At 70.2% G+C, this 23430-nt stretch carries 22 protein-coding genes; 13 read left to right on the plus strand and 9 right to left on the minus strand.

The window, feature by feature from the left end; genetic code table 11:
• Positions 1–193: 193 nt before the first annotated feature.
• Entirely contained in the window at positions 194–1603 is a 1410-nt protein-coding gene (locus ADX84_RS00450; RefSeq protein WP_049565578.1) for an NYN domain-containing protein, read from the minus strand.
• Positions 1600–1881: a hypothetical protein gene (locus ADX84_RS00455; protein ID WP_017546521.1), complete on the minus strand. Its 282-nt coding sequence runs from the start codon at positions 1879–1881 to the stop codon at positions 1600–1602. The genes ADX84_RS00450 and ADX84_RS00455 overlap by 4 nt, the downstream gene beginning before the upstream one ends.
• 131 nt (positions 1882–2012) lie before the next feature.
• On the opposite strand from ADX84_RS00455, the gene ADX84_RS00460 reads away from it, so the two are divergent.
• Genes ADX84_RS00460 through ADX84_RS00470 form a run of 3 tightly spaced genes read left to right on the plus strand, consistent with a single transcriptional unit; the run spans position 2013 to position 4857 of the window.
• Positions 2013–3791: a DEDD exonuclease domain-containing protein gene (locus ADX84_RS00460; protein WP_049565575.1), complete on the plus strand. Its 1779-nt coding sequence runs from the start codon at positions 2013–2015 to the stop codon at positions 3789–3791.
• A complete protein-coding gene (locus ADX84_RS00465; protein WP_049565572.1) occupies positions 3769–4533 on the plus strand; it encodes a rhomboid family intramembrane serine protease in 765 nt (254 codons plus the stop codon). Before ADX84_RS00460 ends, ADX84_RS00465 begins: the two co-directional genes overlap by 23 nt.
• Positions 4534–4581: 48 nt before the next feature.
• Positions 4582–4857 carry an Lrp/AsnC family transcriptional regulator gene (locus ADX84_RS00470; RefSeq protein ID WP_017546524.1) on the plus strand — a complete coding sequence of 92 codons (276 nt, stop codon included), beginning with the start codon at positions 4582–4584 and terminating at the stop codon, positions 4855–4857.
• Positions 4858–4912: 55 nt separating this feature from the next.
• On the opposite strand, the gene trpD is transcribed toward ADX84_RS00470, so the two are convergent.
• Genes trpD through ADX84_RS00480 form a run of 3 tightly spaced genes read right to left on the minus strand, consistent with a single transcriptional unit; the run spans position 4913 to position 6652 of the window.
• Positions 4913–6004 (minus strand): anthranilate phosphoribosyltransferase, encoded by a 1092-nt coding sequence (trpD, locus tag ADX84_RS00475; RefSeq protein WP_049565569.1) that lies wholly within the window; start codon positions 6002–6004, stop codon positions 4913–4915.
• A gap of 60 nt (positions 6005–6064) precedes the next feature.
• Entirely contained in the window at positions 6065–6196 is a 132-nt protein-coding gene (locus ADX84_RS26930; protein ID WP_255352538.1) for a hypothetical protein, read from the minus strand.
• A gap of 18 nt (positions 6197–6214) precedes the next feature.
• Positions 6215–6652 carry a hypothetical protein gene (locus ADX84_RS00480; protein WP_049565566.1) on the minus strand — a complete coding sequence of 146 codons (438 nt, stop codon included), beginning with the start codon at positions 6650–6652 and terminating at the stop codon, positions 6215–6217.
• A gap of 536 nt (positions 6653–7188) precedes the next feature.
• Here ADX84_RS00480 and ADX84_RS00485 point away from each other — a divergent pair.
• From ADX84_RS00485 to ADX84_RS00500, 4 genes are all read left to right on the plus strand, one after another.
• Entirely contained in the window at positions 7189–7764 is a 576-nt protein-coding gene (locus tag ADX84_RS00485; protein ID WP_369801034.1) for a heme-copper oxidase subunit III, read from the plus strand.
• A gap of 95 nt (positions 7765–7859) precedes the next feature.
• The gene (locus ADX84_RS00490) at positions 7860–8702 is read left to right on the plus strand and encodes a cytochrome c (protein WP_234003808.1); all 843 of its coding nucleotides are present in this window, start codon (positions 7860–7862) and stop codon (positions 8700–8702) included.
• Positions 8695–9825 carry a ubiquinol-cytochrome c reductase iron-sulfur subunit gene (locus ADX84_RS00495; protein WP_049565562.1) on the plus strand — a complete coding sequence of 377 codons (1131 nt, stop codon included), beginning with the start codon at positions 8695–8697 and terminating at the stop codon, positions 9823–9825. Before ADX84_RS00490 ends, ADX84_RS00495 begins: the two co-directional genes overlap by 8 nt.
• 3 nt (positions 9826–9828) lie before the next feature.
• Entirely contained in the window at positions 9829–11481 is a 1653-nt protein-coding gene (locus tag ADX84_RS00500) for a cytochrome bc complex cytochrome b subunit (RefSeq protein WP_049565559.1), read from the plus strand.
• Positions 11482–11710: 229 nt separating this feature from the next.
• On the opposite strand, the gene ADX84_RS00505 is transcribed toward ADX84_RS00500, so the two are convergent.
• On the minus strand, positions 11711–13519 hold the full coding sequence (locus ADX84_RS00505; RefSeq protein WP_049565557.1) for a long-chain fatty acid--CoA ligase: 1809 nt from the start codon (positions 13517–13519) through the stop codon (positions 11711–11713).
• A 570-nt stretch (positions 13520–14089) separates the two neighbouring features.
• Here ADX84_RS00505 and ADX84_RS00510 point away from each other — a divergent pair.
• Both ADX84_RS00510 and ADX84_RS00515 read left to right on the plus strand, forming a co-directional pair.
• Positions 14090–14608: a hypothetical protein gene (locus ADX84_RS00510; RefSeq protein ID WP_049565552.1), complete on the plus strand. Its 519-nt coding sequence runs from the start codon at positions 14090–14092 to the stop codon at positions 14606–14608.
• A 145-nt stretch (positions 14609–14753) separates the two neighbouring features.
• Complete coding sequence (locus ADX84_RS00515) at positions 14754–15701, plus strand: ROK family glucokinase (protein ID WP_049565549.1); 948 nt, start codon at positions 14754–14756, stop codon at positions 15699–15701.
• Positions 15702–15794: 93 nt separating this feature from the next.
• Here the strand turns inward: ADX84_RS00515 and ADX84_RS00520 are convergent, their stop codons facing one another.
• Positions 15795–16658, minus strand: coding sequence for a 1-acyl-sn-glycerol-3-phosphate acyltransferase (locus tag ADX84_RS00520; protein ID WP_049565546.1), 864 nt, complete (start codon positions 16656–16658; stop codon positions 15795–15797).
• 416 nt (positions 16659–17074) lie between these two features.
• On the opposite strand from ADX84_RS00520, the gene ADX84_RS00525 reads away from it, so the two are divergent.
• The 3 genes from ADX84_RS00525 (at position 17075) to macS (ending at position 19935) form a co-directional block, all read left to right on the plus strand.
• Complete coding sequence (locus ADX84_RS00525) at positions 17075–17872, plus strand: carboxylesterase (RefSeq protein ID WP_049565543.1); 798 nt, start codon at positions 17075–17077, stop codon at positions 17870–17872.
• Positions 17869–18783, plus strand: a complete 915-nt coding sequence (locus ADX84_RS00530; RefSeq protein ID WP_049565540.1) for a hypothetical protein — start codon at positions 17869–17871, stop codon at positions 18781–18783. Before ADX84_RS00525 ends, ADX84_RS00530 begins: the two co-directional genes overlap by 4 nt.
• Positions 18784–18855: 72 nt before the next feature.
• Positions 18856–19935, plus strand: coding sequence for a MacS family sensor histidine kinase (macS, locus tag ADX84_RS00535; RefSeq protein ID WP_082206219.1), 1080 nt, complete (start codon positions 18856–18858; stop codon positions 19933–19935).
• A 22-nt stretch (positions 19936–19957) separates the two neighbouring features.
• On the opposite strand, the gene ADX84_RS00540 is transcribed toward macS, so the two are convergent.
• The gene (locus ADX84_RS00540; protein WP_199776437.1) at positions 19958–20596 is read right to left on the minus strand and encodes a molybdopterin-dependent oxidoreductase; all 639 of its coding nucleotides are present in this window, start codon (positions 20594–20596) and stop codon (positions 19958–19960) included.
• 367 nt (positions 20597–20963) lie between these two features.
• Between ADX84_RS00540 and aroF the strand changes: the two genes are divergently transcribed.
• Positions 20964–22010 (plus strand): 3-deoxy-7-phosphoheptulonate synthase, encoded by a 1047-nt coding sequence (gene aroF / locus ADX84_RS00545; protein ID WP_049565537.1) that lies wholly within the window; start codon positions 20964–20966, stop codon positions 22008–22010.
• 108 nt (positions 22011–22118) lie between these two features.
• Here aroF and thiI read toward each other — a convergent pair whose 3' ends face one another.
• A complete protein-coding gene (gene thiI / locus ADX84_RS00550) occupies positions 22119–23411 on the minus strand; it encodes a tRNA uracil 4-sulfurtransferase ThiI (protein ID WP_049565534.1) in 1293 nt (430 codons plus the stop codon).
• Positions 23412–23430 lie beyond the last annotated feature (19 nt).

A 23430-nucleotide genomic window follows, 5' to 3' on the forward strand; every position in this document is an offset into this window, starting at 1 on the left:
CCTAGCGGAACGGCCTGCGCGCCTCAACCACGGCACCCGCGAGACCCCGCCCCGGACACCGTGCTTTCCGGCGCGCGAGGCGCGGACCGACCAGGTGGGAGGGGAGGGTCGACGGGCCCGGCGCGCCCACGCGCGTGGTGAGACTCTCAGCCGAGACGACGCGGCCGAGGACACGCACCGGACCCGGGGGCGCTCAGGAGTGCGACTCCAGGTGGCGCAGGAAGACCGTGGACGGCACCGCGCGCGCCCCCACCCGCCTGACCGCCGAGACGATCTCCTTGTCGGAGGTGACCACCGCGATCGGTCGGCCGGGCGGTTCGGCCCGCACCAGCCGCACGATCAGCGTGTCGGCGATCTCCCCGGGCGCGCTGAAGAGCACCCGCACCCGGCGGCTGGGCGTCACCGGTGGGGCCTCCACGTCGGCGCCGTCGAACACACAGGTGATCTCCGCCTTGGTCCGGCTCGCCAACCCCTCCAGCGACGAGAGCAGCCGCGTGCGCTGGTCAGCCAGCGGCAGGGTCCCGTAGCCGGTCTTGGTGACGTTGTAGCCGTCCAGCAGCAGGTGTACCCGAGGAACCGTCAGCAGGCGCTCCAGCAGACCGGGGGCGTCGTCGGGCAGGCCGCCCAGCGACACCCGGCGGTGCTCCTCCTGGGCCTCCGCCACCAGATCGGCCGGGCTGTCCAGGGACGTGGGCAGCGCCAGCTCGCGTCGCAGACCGTGTGAGGCGTCCACCAGCACGTCCAGCAGCACGCGCAGCCGGGCCTCGTCGGCGTTGCGGCCGGTGCGCACCGCGCGGCGGGCGTTCTCCACCTGGGCCTCAGCGTCCGCGAGGCGGGACCGCAACCTGCGGTTCTCCACCTCCAGGGCACTGACCTGGCTCTCGTTCTCGTGTCGCCGGTCGGTCGTCTCCGACACCACCCGCTCCGCCTCGTCCACCGCCCGCCTGGCGCGCTGGCGCTCGTTGTGCACCTTGCGGCGCAGTTCGGCGATCTCGGTGCGCTGCTCGCCGATCTGTCCGCGCAGGCGCTCCAGCTCCGCCTGGTGTCCCTGCTGCGTCTCCTCCAGGCGTCGCCGGACGTCGTCGAGGGCCTCCGCGGCCTCGTCCACCTCCCGAGCGCTGGTCTGACGCTCCAGCTCCTCGTGGACGCCCTCGATGATCTCCGGCCACCCCTTGGGACGCAGGAGGTAGGCGCTGGCCGCCACCGCCACCGGGTCGGCGGCGGGCGGGACGACCCCCGCGCGCATGCCCTCGGCCAGCTCGGGCCAGACCTGCTCCACTCGGGCGGCGACCTTGCCACGGAAACCGTGGTCGTTCTCCAACTGCGCGGCTATCTGCGGACCGGCCAGTCGCGCCCGGCGGCGGGGCTCGAACTTGGCGACCCGGCGCAGAACCGGGGGCAGGTCGGAGGAACGCATCCCGCCGAGCACGTCGGAGCCGTACTCGACGACACGGGCGCGCACCGGCTCGGGCAGGGGACGGCGCAGCCGCTCCCCGCCCTCCTCCGAGGGCACCGACTCCTCGTTCTCCTCGTGGTTCACCGCCCCGGGGGTGCGGTCGCCGTCGTCACCACCGGAGCCGCCCGTCTCCGGGCGGGCGCTCATGCCCGACCCGTCGGGCTCTCCGCCGATGCGTCGGAGACCGACGAGTCAGCGTCGGGGCGGGGGACGATCTCCACACTGTCGGTGGCGCCGCACCAGCGGCACTTCACCCGCTCGACCGTCTCGGAGAGCACCGTGCGCTCCTCGACCGCTCCGACACCGGACAACTCCTGGTGCACGAAGTCCTGCGAACGGACCGTCCGGGTCACGTCGAACCGCGTGAGGTTCCCGCACCCGGTGCATCGCCAACGCTCACTGTCACCCGGCATCGCGATCCCCACGGTTCCTCCTTGCGTCGTCCTCTTCACGGGGCGGCGGCCTCTGCCGTCCCGTCACCCACATCTTTCCATGTCGGGCGCGCCTGACCGTAGTCCGGAAGTGTTTGGTCGTGGGCCCCGACTAACCTGACCGCGTGGTTCGACAGTCCGTGGCGCCCCAGGGCGTCCAAACCAGCATCGGGGACCTGGGCACACCGCTGGCCGGGGTGTCCTTCGTCGTCGTTGACCTGGAGACCACCGGCACCAGTGCCTCCCGGTCCCGGATCACCGAGATCGGCGCGGTCAGGGTCCGCGACGGCCGGGTGACCGGCGAGTTCACGACCCTGGTCGACCCCGGCATGCTCATCCCGGCCAACATCACCCTGCTGACCGGTATCACCCAGTCGATGGTGGCCACCGCCCCGCCCATCACCCGGGCGCTGCCGGACCTGCTGGCCTTCCTGGACGCCGAACCCGACACCGTCCTGGTGGCCCACAACGCGCCCTTCGACACCGGATTCCTCAAGGCCGCCTGCGAACGCGAGGGCATCGAGTGGCCCGGCTACCCGGTCGTGGACACCCTGCGGCTGGCCCGTGCGGTCCTGCTCCGGCCCGAGGTCCACAACCACCGCCTGGGCACCCTCATCGCCTACTTCGGCGCCCCCACCACCCCCAACCACCGGGCCCTGGACGACGCCCGCGCGACCGTCGACGTGCTCAACGGCCTCCTGACCCGCCTCGCGCCCATGGGGGTGACCAGCCTGGAGGAGCTGCGGGCGGTCAACAAACCCGCCAGCCGCGCCCAGCGGGCCCGCCGCCACCTGGCCGAGGACCTGCCCGAACGCCCCGGCGTCTACGTGTTCACCGACGCCCGGGGCGAGAGCCTCTACGTCGGCAAGAGCAACAACCTGCGGCGCCGGGTCGCCACCTACTTCACCGCCGCCGAGTCCCGAAGACGCATCCGGGAGATGGCCGGCCTGGTCGAGGGCGTCACCCCCATCGTGTGCACCACCGAGCTGGAGGCCTCGGTCCGCGAGCTGCGCATCATCGCCGAGCGCAAACCGCCGTTCAACCGCCGCTCCCGCAACCCCGAGCGCGCCTCCTGGGTCACGCTCACCCCCGGGGCGCTGCCGCGCCTGTCCGTGGTCCGCGTCATCAAGGACGACGGCGCCCCCTACATCGGCCCCTACCCCTCGCCCCGGGCAGCCGAGGAGGCCAGGGAAGCGATCCTGCACGCCCTCCCGCTGCGCCAGTGCACGCACACCTTCAGCGTCGAGGTGCCGAAGGAACGTGAACACGGCGCGGGCGACACCCGACCACGGGTGGTCCCGAACGGAGTGAAACCGTGCGTCCTCGCCCAGCTGGGACGCTGCGGCGCCCCCTGCGACGGCACGGAGTCGCTGACCGACTACACCGCGCACGCCGACGCCGCCCGCACCGCGATGACCGGCGACCCCGCCGTGGTCGTGGACGCGCTCACGGGTCGCATCCGGGAGCTCTCGGCCGAACTCCGCTACGAGGAGGCGGCTGCCCTGCGCGACCGCCTCACCGCCTTCCTGCGCGGGGCACGGCGCGCCCAGCGGCTCAGCGCGATCGCCGCCGTCCCGCACCTGGTCGCGACCGGCCCCGGAGCCACCGGCTGGGAGACCGCGGTGGTCCGCCACGGCCGCCTGGCGGCCAGCGCCGTCCTGCGGCCCGGTACCGATCCCACCGCCTTCCTGCAGTCCCTCACCGCCACCGCCGAGCGGGTCCCGCCGGGGTCCGGTCCGGTCCCCAACGCCACGGCGGGGGAGACCGAACTGCTCCTGGACTGGCTCGAACGCCCCGGGACCCGCCTGGTGGAGATGGAAGGTGAGTGGACATGCCCGTTGCGGAGCGCCGAAGCCCACACCGGGATGACACACTGGGCGCATGGCCGCGCTTCCGCTCAATGACGACTACCCCGTCCGACGCGCGCCCGTCATCGCCTTCGGACTGATCGCGGTCAACGTCCTCGTCTACCTCGTCTCGCCCCAGTCGGCCACCGCCGTCTGGTATCCGGCGGACGCGGTCGGGCGCTACTGCGCGATCGACGACTACTTCATGCGCTGGGGCGCCATCCCCGACGAACTGCTGGGCCGGGTGGACCTGGCCGGACCGCTGAGCCCCACCTGCGAGGGAATCACGGGCAAGTCCGTCTGGTTCTCCGTGTTCAGCTCGATGTTCCTGCACGCGGGCGCCATGCACCTGCTCGGGAACATGGTCTACCTGTTCGTGTTCGGCCCGGTCGTCGAGGACCGCATCGGCAAGCTCCGCTTCCTCGCCCTCTACCTGGGCACCGGGGTCGTGGCCGCCTTCGGCTTCGCCCTGGTCGACACCGACGGGACCGTTCCCATGGTCGGCGCCTCCGGCGCGATCTCGGGGGTCCTCGGCGCCTACCTCGTGGTGCAGTTCCGCAGCAGGGTCACCACACTGGTGTTCGGCGTCATCCCGATGCGTCTGCCCGGGTGGGCCGTGGTGGGAAGCTACTTCGCACTTCAGTATCTTCTCTACGTCACATCCTCGACCGCCCCTGGCGCTGGCACCAACGTGGCCTACGCGGCACACGTCTACGGGTTCATCGCGGGGGTGATCGCGGGGCTGGTGGTCCACCGGCTGCGCTGGCGCTCGGGGACCAGGCTCTCCGACGCCCACTAGCGCGCCCCGGCCCGGCGCCGCCCCGCACAGAACCGCCCAGGAGGCACAGTGATCACCGCGATCGTCATGATCAAGGCCGACGTCCACCGCATCCCCGAGGTCGCCGAGGCGATCGCCGAGATCGAGGGAGTCAGCGAGGTCTACTCCGTCACCGGCGGGGTCGACCTCATCGCCATGGTGCGGGTGCGCCGCCACGAGGACCTCGCCGACGTGATCCCCAACCACGTCAACAAGGTCCCCGGCGTGATCTCCTCCGACACCCACATCTCGTTCCAGACCTACTCCAAGCACGACCTGGAGTCGGCCTTCGCGATCGGCTGGTAAGCCCCAGTCGGGCACCGCCGCCGTAAGGGCGGGCCCGGCGGGCCCCGGCGGGGCCCTACAGGGCCTTGGCCAGCCCCTGGCTGGTCTCCACCCAGGAGGCCAGCCGGCGCTCGGCCGCGCCGCTGTCCACCGCCTCCGCGGCCCGGGCGTACCCGGCGCGTACCGCGTCGGTCAGGGAGCCGTCCACACCGTCCACGGCGGCCAGCGCGGCACCGGCGTTGAGCAGCACGGCGTCACGCACCGGCCCCGGACGTCCGGCGACCAGGTCCCGCACGGCCTGGGCGTTGAACTCCACGTCGCCGCCGCGCAGGGCGTCCGGCCCCGAGCGCTCGATACCGAGGTCGGCCGGGTCCAGGCGCTCACGGCGAGCCCGGCCGTCCTCGACCACCCAGACCGTGGACGTGGTGGCCGTGGTCAGCTCGTCCAGGCCGTCGTCCCCCCGGAACACCAGCGCGGAGGAGCCCCGGCGCGCGAACACCCCGGCGATCACCTCGCACATGCGCTCGTCGAAGACCCCGATGGCCGAGGCGGTCGGCTGGGCGGGATTGGTCAACGGCCCCAGGAAGTTGAACACGGTGGGGACCGCCAGTTCGCGGCGCGGCTTGGCCGCGTACCGCAGCGAGGGGTGGAACAGCGGGGCGAAGCAGAAGGTGACGCCCGCTTCCCGGGCCACCCTCACGGTCAGCTCCGGCGGAAGGTCCAGGACCACACCGAGGCGCTCCAGAACGTCGGCCGTGCCGCAGGAGGAGGAAGCCGCCCGGTTGCCGTGCTTGACCACACGCGCCCCCGCGGCCGAGGCCACGATCGCCGCCATGGTGGACACGTTCACAGTGTGGGCCCGGTCGCCGCCGGTACCGACGATGTCCAGGGTGGGGCCGTCGACGCTGATCCGGATCGCGTTGTCGAGCATGCCCTGCGCCAGTCCGGTCACCTCGGACACGCTCTCGCCCTTGGCGCGCAGGGCGATCGCGAAGCCCGCGATCTGCGCGTCGGTCGCCGAGCCCGACATGATCTCGTTCATCGCCCACGCCGTGTCGGCGCTGCTGAGGGTGACCCCGCCCAGCAGGGCGGTGATCAGGTGGGACCAGGTCCGCTCCTCGACGGCGGAGGCCCTCTGGTCCTGTTCGGGTGTGGCGGGGACGTTCATCTACTTCGACTCCTGGGAGAACGGGCAGGTGGAGCCGGGGCGGGCGCACGGGCCCGCCCCTCAACGGCTCCGGTGGACAGGGAGGGACGGGTCGGAGCGACGCCATCGCCCGATGTCGGCGCCGTGGTTGAGGGCTCCGCCCACCACGACGCGACGGCGCAGATCCCTGTCACCGTTCATCCTGTCGGTCATCTCGTCACACCCCACGGCTCAGCCGCTGAGCGCCGCGACGCGTTGACGCATGAGCTCGGCCAGCGACTCGGCGAGCGCGACCGGGTCGATCGGGTGGCTCACCACCTGGTCGGCCTGCGACCAGGTCGCCAGCCAGCCGTCGTCGCGCCGACCCACCAGCAGGAGCACCGGCGGGCAGCGGAAGATCTCGTCCTTGACCTGGCGGCACAGGCCCATCCCACCGGTGGGCGCGGACTCACCGTCGAAGATGGCCACGTCGATCCGCTCGGCCGGGTCCTTGGACTCCAGCTTGCGCAGGACGCCGGGCGCCGTCGCGCACTCGACGAACTCGACCTTGGGCACATCGGTGGCGGGGCGGCGGCCGATGGCCGTCCGCACCTGCTCACGGGTGTCCGCCTTGTCGCTGTAGACCAGCACGCGCATCCTGGCACCCGTGTCCGTACCGCTGACCACCATCGCGCAACCGTCCCATCGCGTCTGACCGCGGCCGCCGCCGTGGGGGGTGCGACCGTGGCGTTCGTTGGCTCTTTCCGCCTATGACTGTATTGCCTCGGGGCCGTCCGGCACCGGGGGGAGCCGACGGACCGGTGAAGGAGTTGAGACCTTCGACACCACAGGATGCCAGGGACACACGGGACCGCGCTAACCCGCCCTGGGCGCGGCGTTGTCCAACGGTGATCGTTTCGATACCTTGGCGTTGGTTGGGAGAGGTTGAAGCGCCTTCCGGCCGGGTACGGATCGCCTCAACCGCGCCGGATCGCGCTTTCGTGCGCTGGCGGGCGCGTCGGAGGCGGACAACGGGTGCACGAGCGGCTACAGTAACGCCCGAGTCACGGTGGGAGCGCCGTGCCGGCCCCCGAGACCGGTCGATACCGGGACCGATCCGTCTGCTTACGGGGGGTCGAGTACGGACCTGCGCGAGAAGCCGTAATAATGCTCCCGTGGCGACAGCAACCGCGAACCCAAAAACAGCAACCGCATCAGCTCATGGTGTGGCAAAGCGTCCTGACCTGGTGAGTGTTGGCACCATCGTGTGGCTGGCCAACGAACTCATGTTCTTCGCTGCGCTGTTCGCGATGTACTTCACCATCCGATCGGTGACCAACGGGAACCCCGAGCTCGGCGAGTGGGCGGACGTCCACCTCAACGTGCCGTGGGCTTCCACGATCACCATTGTCCTGGTGGCCTCCAGCTTCACCGCGCAGTTCGGCGTCTGGGCCGCTGAGCGCGGCGACGTCAAGAAGCTGCGCATGTGGTTCTTCATCACGTTCTTCATGGGCCTGTTCTTCATCCTTGGACAGGCGTATGAGTACTACGAGCTCATCGTCCACGAGGGCCTGACTCTCCAGTCGAGCGCCTACGGGTCGATGTTCTACCTGACCACGGGCTTCCACGGACTCCACGTCATCGGTGGTTTGATCGCGTTCCTCATCATGCTGGGACGCACGTACGCCGCGAAGCGCTTCACTCACCAGCAGGCGACCAGTGCGATCGTCGTGTCCTACTACTGGCACTTCGTCGACGTCGTCTGGGTCGCTTTGTTCGTAACCATCTACTTCATCCAGTAACCCGAAACGGGGAAACCGTGAAATGGATTACCGCGCGGCGACGGCATCCCCTGGCGGGGTATGTCGTCGTCATCCTCGCGCTAGCCCTGTTCGGGGTGGGGTACGCCGGACTGGCCCCCACCTCGGACCAGGCGCAGGCGCAGACCCTTGCCGCTGAGGCGCCGTCCGCGGACGACGTGGACATCGCCCAGGGCAAGACCATCTTCGACCAGACCTGTGCCTCCTGCCACGGACTGGACGGTTCGGGTTCCGACCTGAACGGTCCCGACCTGCGCGAGGTCGGCCCCGCCGCCCTCGACTTCCAGGTCAGCACCGGTCGTATGCCGTCGATGGACCCGGACAGCCAGATGCCGCGCAAGCCGATGGCCGTGTCCGAGCAGGATCTGGCGGACCTGATCGCGTACTACAACGCGCAGATCAGGACCAACGGTGCCGGAGCCGACGTGCCCTACGAGGTGCCCGACGCCGGTCCGCAGCGTGCCGACTTCGACGAGGAGGAGGCCTACGAAGAGGCCCTCTCCGAGTACGAGGCCGAGTACGACGCCTACATCGAGGGCGCCAGCAACACCGACATGGGCATGAAGCTCTACCTGACCAACTGTGCGCACTGCCACAGCTGGTCCGGTGGCGGCGGCGCCCTCACCGACGGCCGTTGGGCCCCCGAGATCCATGACTCGTCTCCGCGTGAGATCTACGAGGCCATGGTCAGCGGACCCGGCGCCATGCCGATGTTCAGCGACGGCGTCGTCACCCCCGAGGAGAAGCAGGAACTCATCTCCTACGTCAAGACGCTCCAGGCGGAGCCGAACGCCGGTGGCATCTTCGACCTGGACCGAGTCGGCCAGGTCGCCGAGGGCTTCATCGGGTGGACCGTCGGTCTCTCCCTGATCATCGCCTGCGCGATCTGGATCACCGCGAAGCAGCGTGCCCATGACTGAGAACAACAACGACAACAACACGGGGGACGACGCCAATGAGCGCGTCGTCGGCACCCCGACGGACACCACCGACGTGGTGACCGAGACCTCCGCCAAGGCTGAGAGCGAGCACAACGGGCCGTACCTGGCCTCGGAGACTCACCAGCACTCGGAGGAGAAGCAGGTCCGCGGCGAGAAGCTCGCCTCGGTGTGGTTCATCATCGCCTTCCTCGGCGGTGTGGGATTCATCGTCTCGTACTTCCTGTTCCCGCCCACGGCTGCGGGGCCCGCGATCGCCGACCCCCAGATCGGCCAGTACTCGAACGCGCTGCTTGGTGGAACGCTCACCATCGCCATGTTCGGTATCGGTGCCGGTATGACGGTCTGGGCGCGCAACGTGATGCCGCACTACGAGGTGGCGTCGCCGTACGAGGAGCTTCCCTCCAGCCCGGAGGAGAAGGGCTCGTTCAGCGATTTCTTCATGAAGAGCGCGGACGAGAGCGGCTTCACCAAGCGGCCGCTCATGCGCCGTACGCTCATCGCGGCCATGCTCCCGCTGGGCATCGCGCCCATCGTCCTGCTGCGCGACACCGGCCCTCTGCCGGGCGAGCAGATGAAGGTGACCCCGTGGGTCGACGGCATGCACATGTACGTCGAGGGCACCCACCGCAAGATCAGGGCGGAGGACCTGGAGAACGACCCGTACGGGATGATCTCCGCTCTCCCCGCCCTGGACGACGACCGGTACCCGCACGGGATCAGCCTCACCGACCAGGCCAAGTCCGTCATCCTGCTCATCAAGATGCCGGAGGACGACTGGAAGGGCGGGATGAACGACGCGGTCCGCGAGGGCAGCGACCAGACCCGCCTCAACTGGACCCACGAGGGCATCGTGGCGTACTCGAAGATCTGCACGCACGTCGGTTGCCCCGCCGCGCTCTACGAGCGCACCACGCACCGGATTCTGTGCCCGTGCCACCAGTCGACGTTCGACGCCTCGGACGGCGCCAAGGTGGTCTTCGGTCCCGCGCACCGTCCCCTGCCCCAGCTGCCGATCGGCGTCGACGACGAGGGCTACCTCATCGCCAAGGGCGACTTCAACGAGCCGACCGGGCCGACGTTCTGGGAATACAGGAAGGACTAGTCGATGAGTAAGACCACGCAAGCTCCCAAGGCGCTGCGCGGCGTCGGAAACTTCATCGACGACCGCTTCCACCTTGCCAAGACCGGCGAGAAGAACCTTCGCAAGGTCTTCCCGAACCACTGGTCGTTCATGCTGGGCGAGATCGCGCTGTACTCGTTCATCATCCTGCTCGTCAGCGGTGTGTTCCTCACGCTGTGGTTCAAGCCGAGCATGCTCGAGGTCGTCTACGACGGCTCCTACGAGCGCCTTCAGGGCGTTCCCATGAGTGAGGCGTTCGCCTCGACCCTCTACATCGACTTCGACGTCCGTGGCGGGTTCCTCGTTCGGCAGATCCACCACTGGGCCGCGCTGATCTTCGTGGCCTCGCTGGTGGTGCACGCGCTCCGGGTGTTCTTCACCGGGGCGTTCCGCAAGCCGCGCGAGATCAACTGGCTCATCGGCGTCGCCATCTTCACCCTGGCCATGCTCGAGGGCCTCTTCGGCTACTCGCTGCCGGACGACCTGCCCTCGGGTATGGGTGTCCGCATCCTCCAGGGCGTGATGCTGGCGCTGCCGCTGGTCGGCTCGTACGTGTCGATGTTCCTCTTCGGCGGGGAGTTCCCCGGCGAGGACATCATCACGCGTCTGTACATGTTGCACGTGCTGCTGATCCCCGCGCTGCTGCTGGGGCTCATCGTCGCGCACTTCATGATCCTCTGGCACCAGAAGCACACGCAGTATCCGGGTCAGGGACGAACAGACAAGACCGTGGTGGGAACACCCATGTTCCCGGCGTTCGCGGTCAAGGCGGGCGGGTTCTTCTTCTTCACGTTCGCCGTGATCGCCGGTCTGAGCGCGTTCGTACAGATCAACCCGATCCACCTGTTCGGTCCGTTCACTCCGACGTCCATCACCTCCGGTCTCCAGCCGGACTGGTACATGGGCTTCATGGAGGGTTCGCTGCGGATCTTCCCGAACACCCTGGACTTCACGATCCCGATCGGCGCCGGCTACCCGATCATGACCGCGGTCCTGGTGCCGGGTCTGGTGGTGCCGGGCCTGATCTTCGGCGCCCTGGGCGCCTGGCCGTTCGTGGAGCAGTGGATCACCGGCGACAAGCGGGCCCACAACGTCGCGGACCGTCCTCGCAACGCCCCGGTCCGTACCGGTCTGGGTGTCGCGGGCATCGTCTTCTACGGTGTGCTCTGGCTCGCGGGGTCGAACGACATCCTGTCGGAGACCTTCTCGATCGACCTGTACCTGACCACGTACATCTTCCGTGTTCTGGTCATCGCCGGTCCGATCGTGGGCTACATCGTCGCCAAGCGGATCTGCCTGGGGCTCCAGCGCCGTGACCGGGAGACCCTGGAGCACGGTTACGAGAGCGGCATCGTCCAGCAGCTGCCCAGCGGTGAGTTCATCGAGGTTCACAAGGAGAACTCCGACGAGACCACCCACGTGCTGGAGAGCAAGCCGGTCATCACCTCGACCGCCCTGGAAGAGGACGCGACCGACGACAACGGTGTGGAGAACCCGGCGGCCCGCAAGCCCATGGGCAAGCTCCGCCGTGCGCTCGCCCACTGGTACACGAAGGACAACGTGTCCTTCGAGGGCGTGGAGGCCCACAGCGGCCACCACCTGCACCACTCCTCTCATGGAGACGACAAGGGCCACTAGGGTCCACCTGTCGTGACGACGGACCCGGCCGCATCGCGCGGCCGGGTCCGTCGTGTGTCCGCCGGAGGAGCGCCCGGGGCCCCTGGCGTCGCTGAGAGGTGCGCTACGGGGCGCGCGGGTCCGGGCGCACACCCTTGGGTGGGCGCGGGGCTCCGGGGCCGTCAGCGCACGGAGAAGGGGGCCGACCGCCCGTGGCGGTCGGCCCCCTCAGTCATGGGGAGCGTCGGGCTCAGCCCGCGTAGATGTCGTCGATCTCCTTGCTCCACTGCTTGCTGACGACGTGGCGCTTGACCTTCAGGGAGGCGGTCATCTGGCCGTCCTCCTCGGTGAAGTCGCTGGGCAGGATCCTGAACTTCTTGATGCCCTCGGCCTTGGAGACCGCGTTGTTGGCGTCGTCCACGGCGCCCTGGATGGCCGCGATGAGGTCGGCGTCACCGGTCAGGTCGGCGATCTCGCCCGTCTTGTTGTTCGAGGTCTTCCACAGCTCGAAGGACTCGGGGTCGATCGTGACCAGGGCCGCGATGAACTTGCGGTTGTCACCGACCACCATGCACTGGCTGACCAGGGCGTGGGAGCGGATGCGGTCCTCCAGGACGGCCGGGGCGACGTTCTTGCCGCCCGCCGTCACGATGATCTCCTTCTTGCGGCCGGTGATGCTGAGGAAGCCGTCCGCGTCGAGGGAGCCGAGGTCGCCGGTGCGGTAGAAGCCGTCCTCGTACGCCTCCTTGGTGGCCTTCTCGTTCTGCCAGTAGCCGACCATGATGTGGTCGCCCTTGAGCAGGATCTCGCCGTCGTCCGCGATGCGCACGGTCGTGCCGGGCATGGGCTGGCCGACGGTCCCGATCTTGTTGAAGCCGGGGCTGTTGACCGAGGTCGGGGCGGTGGTCTCGGTGAGGCCGTAGCCCTCGACGATGGTCAGGCCGACGCCGCGGAAGAAGTGCCCGAGACGGTCGCCGAGGGCGGAGCCGCCGGAGACCGCGTAGTTGGCCTCGCCGCCGAGGCGGGCGGTGATCTTCCCGTAGACCAGCTTCTTGAACAGACCGTGCTTGAGCTTGAGGGTGAAGGGCACGTTCCCCGTGGCCAGCGCCTTGCTGTACTCGATGGCGGTGTCGGCGGCGGCGTTGAAGATCTTGCCCTTGCCCTCGCCCTCGGCCTTCTGCTGGGCCTTGGTGAAGACCTTCTCGAAGACGCGGGGGACCGCGAGGAGGAACGTGGGCCTGAAGACCGAGAACTGGTCGATCAGGTCCGGGCCGGTGCTGGGGTAGTGGCCCAGCACGGCCTTGCCCTCGATGACCATGACCTGGACGAAGCGCGCGAAGACGTGCGCCAGGGGGAGGAAGAGCAGAGTGGAGGGAACGCCCTCGTGGTCCAGGATGATCGGCTTGGCCGGGCCCTCGAGCGCGGAGCGGGCGATGAAGAGGAAGTTGCGGTGGGTGAGCTCGCAACCCTTGGGGCGGCCGGTGGTGCCGGAGGTGTAGATGAGGGTGGCGAGGTCGTCGGCGCCCACCGCGGTGCGGCGGGTCTCGAGGTCCTCGTCGGAGACGTCGGTACCGGTGGCGGTGAGGGTCGTGAGGTCGTCGCCGTCGAACCGCCACAGGTGGGCCAGCTCGGGGGTGGTGGCCCGGATGCCCTCGACGCGCTTGGCGTGGTCCTCGGTCTCCACGAACGCGGCCTTGGCGCCGGAGTCGGAGAGGATCCACTCGATCTGCTCGGCGGAGGAGGTCTCGTAGATGGGTACGGTGACGGCGCCGACCGACCAGACCGCGTAGTCGACCGCGGTCCACTCGTAGCGGGTACGCGACATGAGGGCGACGCGGTCGCCCTGCCCGATGCCCGCGTGGATCAGGGCCTTGGCGTATCCGACGATGTCGCCGTGCAGCTGCTCGACGGTCACGTCGCGCCACTGGCCGGCCCCGGCCTCCTCCTGACGGCGGGCGGCGACGGCGTTCGGCTCGCTGGCCGCGCGCGCAAAGAGCGTGTCGGTCAGCCGCGCGTCATCGGAGATCTCAGCCTTCGCGGGAGAGCTGTATTCGCGCACGTGATGCTCCTGGACGTGTACGGGTTCTGGGTGGTGGGGACGTGACGACCGTAACAACACCATCCTACTCGTGAGTAGAACAGGTTGCCGTTCGGTATCCAACGGTGATCCTGGCCCGACGCGTCTCGCGGGGCGAACACGCTGCTCGTCGTGTGTCCGCCGGCGGTCGCACGTGGTCGGGTCGGCCTTCTCCTGTGATGTTGTCGGCGTGGTCGTGGCCGCCGGGGAGCGGGTCGCCCCCTGTCGGTCCGTCCGGGAACGCGCAGGTCAAGCGGGTGATCCCGGTTGCTGCTCGCGCGGAGCCGAGACTATCGCGCGCCGCGTTCTTCGTGCACATCCAGTGAGGTTCGCGTCGTTTCCGCCTAAAGCGGACGGGTGTCCGTTTCAGGCGCCGTTCCCAGGGCGCGGTCCCTCCTCCCGGTCTCCGTAACGTGACGGACCCCCGGGGTCATCCCCGGTCAGGCCCTCGGGGGTCCCTGGCTCTTCCCTGAACCTCCCCGGCCGTGCCTGTCGGCGCCGGGTCGGGGCGGTTAACGTGATGCCAGACGCACCTACAGGAGGCTCACGGACATGACCGACAACAACACCGGGCGCTCGGAGCGGTCGGGCGGCGGACGTCCCGACAACCCCGACCTCGTCGACGACGCGCTGCGCCTGGTCGACACCCTCCAGCGCAGGCTCCTGGTCGCCGGGGTCAAACGCGGCGTCAGCGCCGTCACCAACCCCCCTGCCAAGGGTGATGTGTGGGAGGAGGCGATCCGTGTGGAGACGCAGGAGCAGCGCCCCCCGCTGGAGGAGTTCGTCGAGATCGTGCGCAGGAGCGCGCCGGAGGTCGCCGGGCACCTCGGGCGGGCCGGTCTGTCCTTCGCGGACGCCGTGGGGCGCACCTGGGGGGTCGTGGAGCGCTCCTTCGAGCAGGGGCGGGAGGAGGCCGCCCGGGCGCGCGAGGAGCAGGAGGATCGTGATCGCGAGGACCGCGAGCGGGACGCGCGTGCCCGCCGTGACTCGCCGGAGGGTCCGGAGGGGAATTCCCGGCCTGGTGGGCAGGCCAAGGGAGGTGCGGATCCGCAGGTCACAGCGGGGGATTAGGGCAAAGAGGACAGTGGTCGCTCTCGGGGTGTGCCCCGCCGCCCGAGCCTGGTTTAATCGAATGGTTTACACCATTTGAAAACCATCTGCCATGAACCTTGAGACTTATGTCAGAGTTCGGGCGTAAGTAGAAGGAGCTGCCCCCATGCTGACCATTGGCGTAGACATTGGCGGAACCAAGGTCGCCGCCGGCGTCGTCGACCACGACGGGCAGATCCTGGACAAGGTCAAGTACCCCACCCCGGCCAACGACCCGCGCGCCCTGGCCGAGGTCGTGGGCCGGGCCGTACGGGAGCTCCGCGAGCGCCGACCCGAACGCGGGGTCAGCGCGGTGGGCGTGGGCGTGGCCGGGTTCGTGGACGAGGACCGCGCCACCGTCCAGATCGCCGTCAACCTCGGTCTGCACGACGAACCCCTCAAGGAACGCGTGCAGCGGCACGTCGACCTCCCCGTGGTCATCGAGAACGACGCCAACGCCGCAGCCTGGGCCGAGGCCCGGTTCGGAGCGGGGCGCGGCAGCGACCACATCGTCTGCGTGACCCTTGGCACGGGGATCGGTGGCGGCCTCGTCCTCGGCGGCGCCCTGCACCGGGGCCGCCACGGCGTCGCCGCCGAGGTCGGCCACTACCGGATGGTCCCGCACGGCCGCCGCTGCGCCTGTGGGAACCACGGCTGCTGGGAGCAGTACGCCAGTGGCCGCGCGCTGGTGGCCGAGGGACAGGACCTGGCCCGCACGGACCCCGAGAGGGGCGAGCGCATGCTCAAGCTCGCGGACGGCCACGTGGAGCGGATCGAGGGCGAGGTCATCACCCGCGCCGCGATGGAGGGCGACCCGGCCGCGCTGGAGTGCTTCCGGATCGTGGGGGACTGGGCCGGGCTCGGCCTGGCCGACCTCGCCGCGATCCTGGACCCCGAGTGCTTCGTGCTCGGTGGCGGGGTCTCCGACGCGGGGGACATCATCCTCGACCCGGTGCGCTCCTCGTTCGCGCGGCACGTCTCCGGACGTCCCGACCGCCGTCTGGCCGAGGTGCGCGTCGCCGAGCTCGGCGGCGAGGCGGGCATCGTCGGCGCGGGCGACCTCGCCCGGCACTGAGCGACCGCGTCGAGCACCGAGCCCAGCCGACGTGAAGGGGGCGGTCACCGGGAATCCCGGTGACCGCCCCCTCGTGTCCTGTGCGGTGCGACGCTACGCGTCGTCGTCCCGCTTCCCCTCGGCCTGCTCGGCGTCGGCCCGCTCCGCGGCCTTCCGGGCGCGCTTCTCCTCGCGAGCGGCCTCCTTGCGGGCCTTGCGGTCGGTCCGGCGCTCGGCGCGGCGGGTCCGGCGCTCGTCCTTGGCACTGGCCTGCTGCTCGCGCCGGGCCTCCTTCTCCTCGGCCTCGATCTCGGCCTTGACCGCCTGCGCGTAACGGTCCACGTACTCCTGGCCGGAGAGTTCCATGAGCGCGTACATGATCTCGTCGGTGATCGCCCGCAGGACCCGCTGGTCCTTCTCCATCCCGTGGTAGCGGGAGAAGTCGAGCGGCTTGCCGAAGACCACCTTGGGGCGCACACCCAGCTTGGGAACGGTGCGGCCGGGAGGCATGATCTTCTCCAGGTTGATCATCGCCATCGGCACGACCGGGGCCTTCGCCTCCAGGGCCAGACGGGCCACACCGGTGCGACCCCGGTACAGCTTCCCGTCGGGGGAGCGGGTGCCCTCGGGGTAGATGCCGAGCAGCTCCCCGCGCTTGAGCACGCGCAGGCCGGTGCGCAGGGCCGCCTCACTCGCCTTGCCGCCGGAACGGTCGATCGGGATCTGCCCGACACCGGTGAAGAACGCCCGGCTGACGAATCCCTTCACGCCGGTGCCGGTGAAGTACTCGGACTTCGCGAGGAAGGTGATCCTGCGCGGGAGCGGCAGCGGACCGAAGAAGTGGTCGGAGAACGACAGGTGGTTGCTGACCATGATGGCCGGACCGCGCCGCGGCACGTTCTCCACGCCCTCCGCGCGGGGTTGCCACAACACGGCCAGAACCGGCCCCAGGATCGCTTTGACCACCCAGTAGAACATCGCTTCAGATCACCCCTGCACACGCGGGGAGCACTGGGCAGGGCCTGCCACGTCTCACTGTCCCGCTCGGCTGACATTGTCCGGAAGGCCCCCACCGCGGACACGGGGAGGCTGACGAGCGCCATCTTCCCACCACGTGCGGGTCTCCACCAAAAGCGTCCAGAACGGACCCATACCGTTCTTCGCGGGTCAGGAGCAGAACGCGCCGCGGGGCACTGTCGAGGATACTCACGACCGGTGGGGGTCTCGCGGCAGGTCCACCCCGGGACACCCGGGAACACGCCGGGCGCTCCCGGGGTTCGGGCAGGAGAACGCTACCGTTCACTCGATGACAAACGCTCACCCGAGCGACTAGCCTCACGGCTGGGGCCGCCGTCCCGACCGGTTCCCCGCCGAACGATCCCGGGAGCAGATCTGTGAGACCGACCAGCGCCATCCCCCTCATCCCGGGGGCGGACCCCTACAGCCACACGGGTTCGGGCGTCGGAGTCCTGCTCTGCCACGGGTTCACCGGGTCGCCGTACTCGATGCGCCCCTGGGCCGAGTACCTGGCGCGGGCGGGACTCACGGTGGAACTCCCGCGCCTGCCCGGGCACGGCACCACCTGGCAGGACATGGCCACCACCACCAGCGACGACTGGTACGCGGAGGTGGAGGCGGCCCTGCTCGACCTCGCGCACAGATGCGACGAGGTCTACGTCATGGGCCTGTCCATGGGTGGCGCGCTCACCCTGCGCCTGGCCCAGGAACACCCCGACATCGTCCGGGGGGTGGTCGTGGTCAACCCCTCCCTGACCGTGGAGGACCACAGGCTCCCGATCATCGCCCCGATCCGCCACCTCGCCGCCCGCCTGATGCCCTCCACTCCGGGCCTGTCCAGCGACGTCGCGCTGGAGACCGCCACCGAGGGCGGGTACGACCGGGTGCCCACCGCGGCCGCCGCGACACTCCCGAAGCTGTGGCGCGCGGTTCAGGACGGCATGTCCGGTTTGCGGGCGCCTGTTCTGGCCTACCGGAGCCCCCAGGACCACGTCGTCGGACCGGACAGTCTGCGTATCCTCGCTAAGAGGGCGGTCAACACCCGGCTGACGATCCACCTGCTCCACGACAGTTACCACGTCGCGACTCTCGACCACGACGCCGCCACCATCTTCGAAGGAAGCCTCGCGTTCGTGCGCGAGCGCAGTAGAAGCGGGGAAGGAACCGACCGATGACGCAACGTCGGGGCAACGGCCTGCTCGCCGACGCCTACGTTCCGCTGATCCTTCTCGCGCCCTCCCACGCGGACCTCATGCTGGAGGCGCTCCGGCGCAGCGGGATCGCCGCCTACGCGGTCCCCTTGGCGGAGGACGTCCTGGAGCCGACCGGCGGCCAGGTCGAGGACCCACCCACCGACCACCTCTACGTCGACGCCGAGGAACGCGGCGCCGCGGAACGGGTGCTCGGCTCCGAACTGCCCGACCTGAGCGAGAACGGAGCCGGGCCCGACCTGCTGGCCCCGCGCGCCGAGGTCAGACCCGAGGCCGAGGGCGAGGAGGCCCAGGAGGCCTCCGCCGGGCACGAGGGCAACGACGCACCCGTCGGCGGCGACCTCCTGGACGGCCCCCCGGCCAACGCCGAAGCCGAGGCCTCCCGGGCGCGCGCCAACGACGAGGACGACGTCTGGAACGATCTGGTCGCCCGCTTCTACGACGACTCCGAGGGTTCCAGCGAACAGCGGGACCGGGTCGCCTGGCCCGACGTCGAGAACCTCAGCGCCCCCGACGAGCACCAGACGCGGCTCGGGGACATTCTCGCCAACCTGCCCAGGGACTCGGGCGAGGACGACGAGGAGTCCCGCGAGGAGGACCGCCGCCGGGCCGAGGCGGAGCTGGAGGGCCACTACGAGCCCCCGCCCCCGCCGCCCCTGCTCCAGGGCGACCGGGTGGGCATCGCCGCCTGGTTCGGACTCCTGGGTGGTCCGGTGCTGCTGTTCGGCGCTGCCTTCATGGGTATCGCGCTACCCAACTGGGTCATGTTCCTGGCCGTCGCGGCCTTCCTGACCAGCTTCGTCGTGCTCATCCTGCGCATGACCGACTCCAGGCCGCCCGGTGACAACGGTCCCGACAACGGGGCGGTGGTCTGACCCCTGGGCTTCGACGTCCCCCTCTGGCGCGCCTTCGCCCTCTTCCGCGCCGTCGCCCTGGTCTACGCCCTGGTGCCGCTCGCCCAGCACCACGAGTACCTGACCAGGCCCTGGCTCGCGTGGGCGGTGCTGGTCGTCATGGCCTGCTGGACCGTGGTGACGACCTACGCCTATGCCCACCCGGCCTGGCGGACGTCGCGCCTGCTGGTCGCCGACCTCGCCGTGGCCTTCGGCTGCATGTTCGCCACCGGTCTGGCGGCCATGCCCCACTACCTCACCCAGGCGCCCCCGCTGAGCTCCTACTGGTTCGCCGGGGCCGCGCTGTCGGCCAGCGTCATCTGGGGTCGCCGAGGCGCGGCCACGGTCGCCCTGGCCTACGGCTTCGCCGACATCACCCTGCGTGTGCTGATGGACGCCAAGATCACCGCCGCCACCGTGCGCGGGGTGGCACTGCTCCTGCTGGCCTGCCTGGCCGTGGGCTACATGGCACGGGTCGCCGAGCAGGCCGAGCGGCGCTTCGCCCAGGCGGTGACCCTGGAGGCGCGCATCCGCGAACGCGAGCAGCTCGCCCGTTCCATCCACGACTCGGTCCTCCAGGTCCTGGCCCTGGTGCGCCGTCGAGGCGACGAGATCGGCGGCCAGGCCGCCGAACTGGGCCGGATGGCCGGTGAGCAGGAGGTGCGGCTGCGGTCCCTGCTCACCGACGGACTGGACGCGGCGGCGTCGGTGCCGACCGAGCCCGGGGCCGAGGCGGCCCCGGACTCCCCGGCGGACCTCAGGGAGGCGCTGCGCCGCCTGGAGTCCGTGCGGGTCTCGGTGTCGGCCCCGGCCACCCCGGTGCTCCTGCCGGGGAACACCGCGGCCGAACTCGCCGCCGCCGTGGCCGCCGCGCTGGACAACGTGGAACGGCACTGCCCGCCCGGGACCCGGGTGTGGGTCCTGCTGGAGGACGAGGGGCACGCGGTCACCGTGACCGTGCGCGACGACGGCCCCGGCATCGAGCCCGGGCGTCTGGAGCGGGCCCGCGCGGACGGCCGCCTCGGGGTCGCCCAGTCGGTCGTCGGCCGGGTCCGCGATCTGGGCGGCACCACCGAGCTGTACTCGGAGCCCGGTGAGGGCACCGAGATCGAGATGTCCGTCCCCCGCGACTGAACCCCCGGGGGCGGGCGCGGCGTCAGCGGAGCGGCGGCCCGTCCCCGGGTTCCTCCTGGTGGGAGAAGCGTTCCTCGTTCCAGGGGTCGGCCCTGTTGTGGTAGCCGCGCTCCTCCCAGAACCCGCGGCGGTCACCCACCATGTACTCCACGGACCGCAGCCACTTCACGCTCTTCCACCCGTACAGGTGCGGCACCACCAGGCGCACGGGGAACCCGTGTTCGGGGGCCAGCGCCACGCCGTCGCGGTGCGTGGCGAGCAGCACCCCGTCGTCAAGGAAGTCGTCCACCCGCAGGTTGGCGCTGTAGCCGTACTCGCCCCACGCCATCACGTGCGTGACCTCCGGTGACGGCGGGGCCAGCCGGACGAGGTCGGTGGCCAGGAGTCCGCCCCAGGGAACCTCGGGCACGGTGAACCGCATCACGCAGTGGAAGTCGCGGACCACGTCCGTGCGGGGCAGGCCGCCGAACTCCTTCCAGGTCCACCGGTAGGTGCCCAGGGACTCGGTCGCGCCGAACACGCGGAAGTCCCACCGCTCCGGTCGGAAGGTGGGCACCCGGCCGTAGTGCAGGGGCCTGTGCTCGTGGCGCACCGCCTGGCCCGGCGGCAGTCGCGGTCGATGCTCCGCGCCCGTGCCCCCGGCCTCCTCGCCCTCGGACAACCCGTCCTCCCGTCCCTTCGATGCGGCCCCGCGGGCCCTGGTACGTCCCCCCGCGCAGGGGTGGACGACGGCGTCCTGTCATCCTGCCAGGCGTCGGCGAGAGCCACGTCACTCCCCCCGGTTGTGTGGGGGAGCGCTCACCTTGCGCTATAGTCACTGCCATGCAGCAGAACTTTTGGCGCTTTTATGGCTACCGGCCCATCTCCCCGGTCGCCTGTAAAGCCCTGCGCTGACACAGACGACTTCCCAGGAGCCCCGGGCCGGTAACGGCCCGGGGCTCCTTTGTTTTCGCCCGGGGTCGAAGCCCCCGGCCTCGGCGCGACAACCGCGCGGCTCAGCCACCCAACCGACACACAGGGAAAACCACATGGTCATCGTTATGGCGCCGGGCGCCACCGCCGACAACATCGACGCCCTCGTCGAGCTGGTCACCTCCGCCGGAGGCGAGGCGTACGTGACACGCGGCGTCAGCCGCACCATCATCGGCCTGGTCGGCAACGTCGAGCGCTTCCAGGACCTCGGTCTGGCCGCCAAGCCCGGTGTGAGCGAGGTGCTGCGCATCTCGGCGCCGTACAAGCTCGTCAGCCGCGAGAACCACGACAGCCGCACCGTGGTCAGCGTCCGCGGCGTGCCGATCGGCGGCGACAACATGACGGTCATCGCGGGCCCCTGCGCCGTCGAGACCCCCGAGCAGACCCTCGAAGCGGCCCTCATGGCCAGGGCCGCGGGGGCCGCACTCCTGCGCGGTGGCGCCTACAAGCCCCGCACCTCCCCGTACGCCTTCCAGGGGCTGGGCGAGGAGGGCCTGAAGATCCTCGCCGACGTGCGAGAGAAGACCGGCATGCCCATCGTCACCGAGGTCGTGGACGCCGCCGACGTCCCGCTGGTCGCCTCCTACGCGGACATGCTCCAGGTCGGCACTCGCAACATGCAGAACTTCGCCCTCCTCCAGGCGGTCGGTGACGCAGGGAAGCCGGTCCTGCTCAAGCGCGGCATGAGCGCCACCATCGAGGAGTGGTTGATGGCCGCCGAGTACATCGCCCAGCGCGGCAACCTCGACATCGTCCTGTGCGAGCGCGGCATCCGCACCTTCGAGAAGGCCACCCGCAACACGCTGGACATCAGTGCCGTCCCGGTCGCGCAGGGGCTGACCCACCTCCCGGTGATCGTCGACCCGTCGCACTCCGGAGGCAAGCGCGACCTGGTCCTCCCGCTCTCCCGCGCGGCCATCGCGATCGGCGCCGACGGCGTGATCGTGGACGTGCACCCGAGCCCGGAGACCGCGCTGTGCGACGGTCCGCAGGCGCTGCTGGAGGAGGACCTGCCCCAGCTCCGCGACCTGGCGGGCACCCTGGCCACCCTGAGCGGCCGCACCCTCACCCCGGCGCCCGCGCGCGAGCTCGCCGACAGGTGAACGCGGTCCCCTGAGGCTCCGGCCCCGGGGTGAGACGACGGTGCCCCGGACGCTCACGAGCGTCCGGGGCACGTACCGTCCACGGACCCTGAGCGGGTCCGACCGGTCCTACACGGCCGAGGTGACGGCCTTGGCGGCGGAGGGGGCGACCTGGGTGGGCGCGGCCTCACCCAGGAAGCTGGGGCGGTGCAGCTGCGCGGTGGTCACCAGGTGCTCGGCCAGCTCCTCGGCGTCCAGACGCTTCTCGATCTGGCGTAGGTCGGGGATCTTGGCGGCCGTCTCCACCTGGCGCGGAGTCAGCATCGTGCAGCAGTCCTCGTCGGGCAGCTCCGAGATGGCCAGCGTGCCGATCCGGCGGGCCTGGTCCATGATCTCGGTCTTGTCCATGCCGATGAGCGGCCGCAGGATCGGCAGGTCCACCGCGTCGTCCAGGGCGGTCAGGTTGGTCATCGTCTGGCTGGAGACCTGGCCCAGAGCGTCACCCGTGATCAGGCACTCCGCCTTGAGGTCGTCGGCCAGCGCCTCGGCGGTCTTGAGCATCAGCCGCCGCTGGGCCACGATCTGGAGCCGCTCGATGCCGGAGCTCTTCAGCTGCTGCTGGGCCTTGCCGAACGGCACCACGAACAGGCGCGAACCCACCTGGTAGCGGTCCAGCTGGCGGACCAGGCTGTAGGCCTTGTAGATGGACTCGGGCCCGGTGAAGGGCATCCCGGAGAAGTGCAGGAAGTCCACCTTGAGCCCGCGCCGGATCATCCGGTGGGCCGCGACGGGGGAGTCGATGCCGCCGGACATCAGTACGAGGCCGCGCCCGCTCATCCCGGCGGGCAGCCCGCCCTGGCCGGGGATGCCGTCGGTGAAGACGAACGCCTCGTCCTTGTCGACCTCGACGTACAGGGTGTTGTCGGGCCGCTTGAGGTTCACCTTGTAGCCGTGCGCCTCGATGATCCTGGATCCGAGGTACCCGGCCAGGTCGCCGGAGTTCATCTCGAAGCGCTTGTCGCGGCGACGGGCGCGCACCGCGAAGGTGCCCTCGCGGCCCGCCATGGAGCGCACGCCGATGTCGACGATAGCGTCCAGGTCCTTGGCCACGCGGCGCACCAGGTGCACCCAGACCACGCCCATGACGTTGGCCATGCGGTCGGCGATCTCCGCGATCTCCAGGTCGGAGGCGCCGGGCTTGCGCACGATGATCACGCCCGCGCCGCGCTGGGAGAGGCGGATGTCGCCCAGGTCGCGCACGGAGGAGCGGATGTTGTTGTGCAGGCGGCGCTCGAACAGCTTGCGGTTGGAGCCCTTGAGAACGATCTCGCCGAGCTTCATGAGCACGCAGAGCTCGCCGAGCCCGGCGTCGGCTCCGACCTCGGTTACGGGGAGCGGCGCGGACTCAAGCGACGCGGACATGGTGCTACCTCCGGAGGGT

Source organism: Nocardiopsis sp. SBT366, assembly GCF_001083815.1.
GTDB lineage: Bacteria > Actinomycetota > Actinomycetes > Streptosporangiales > Streptosporangiaceae > Nocardiopsis > Nocardiopsis prasina.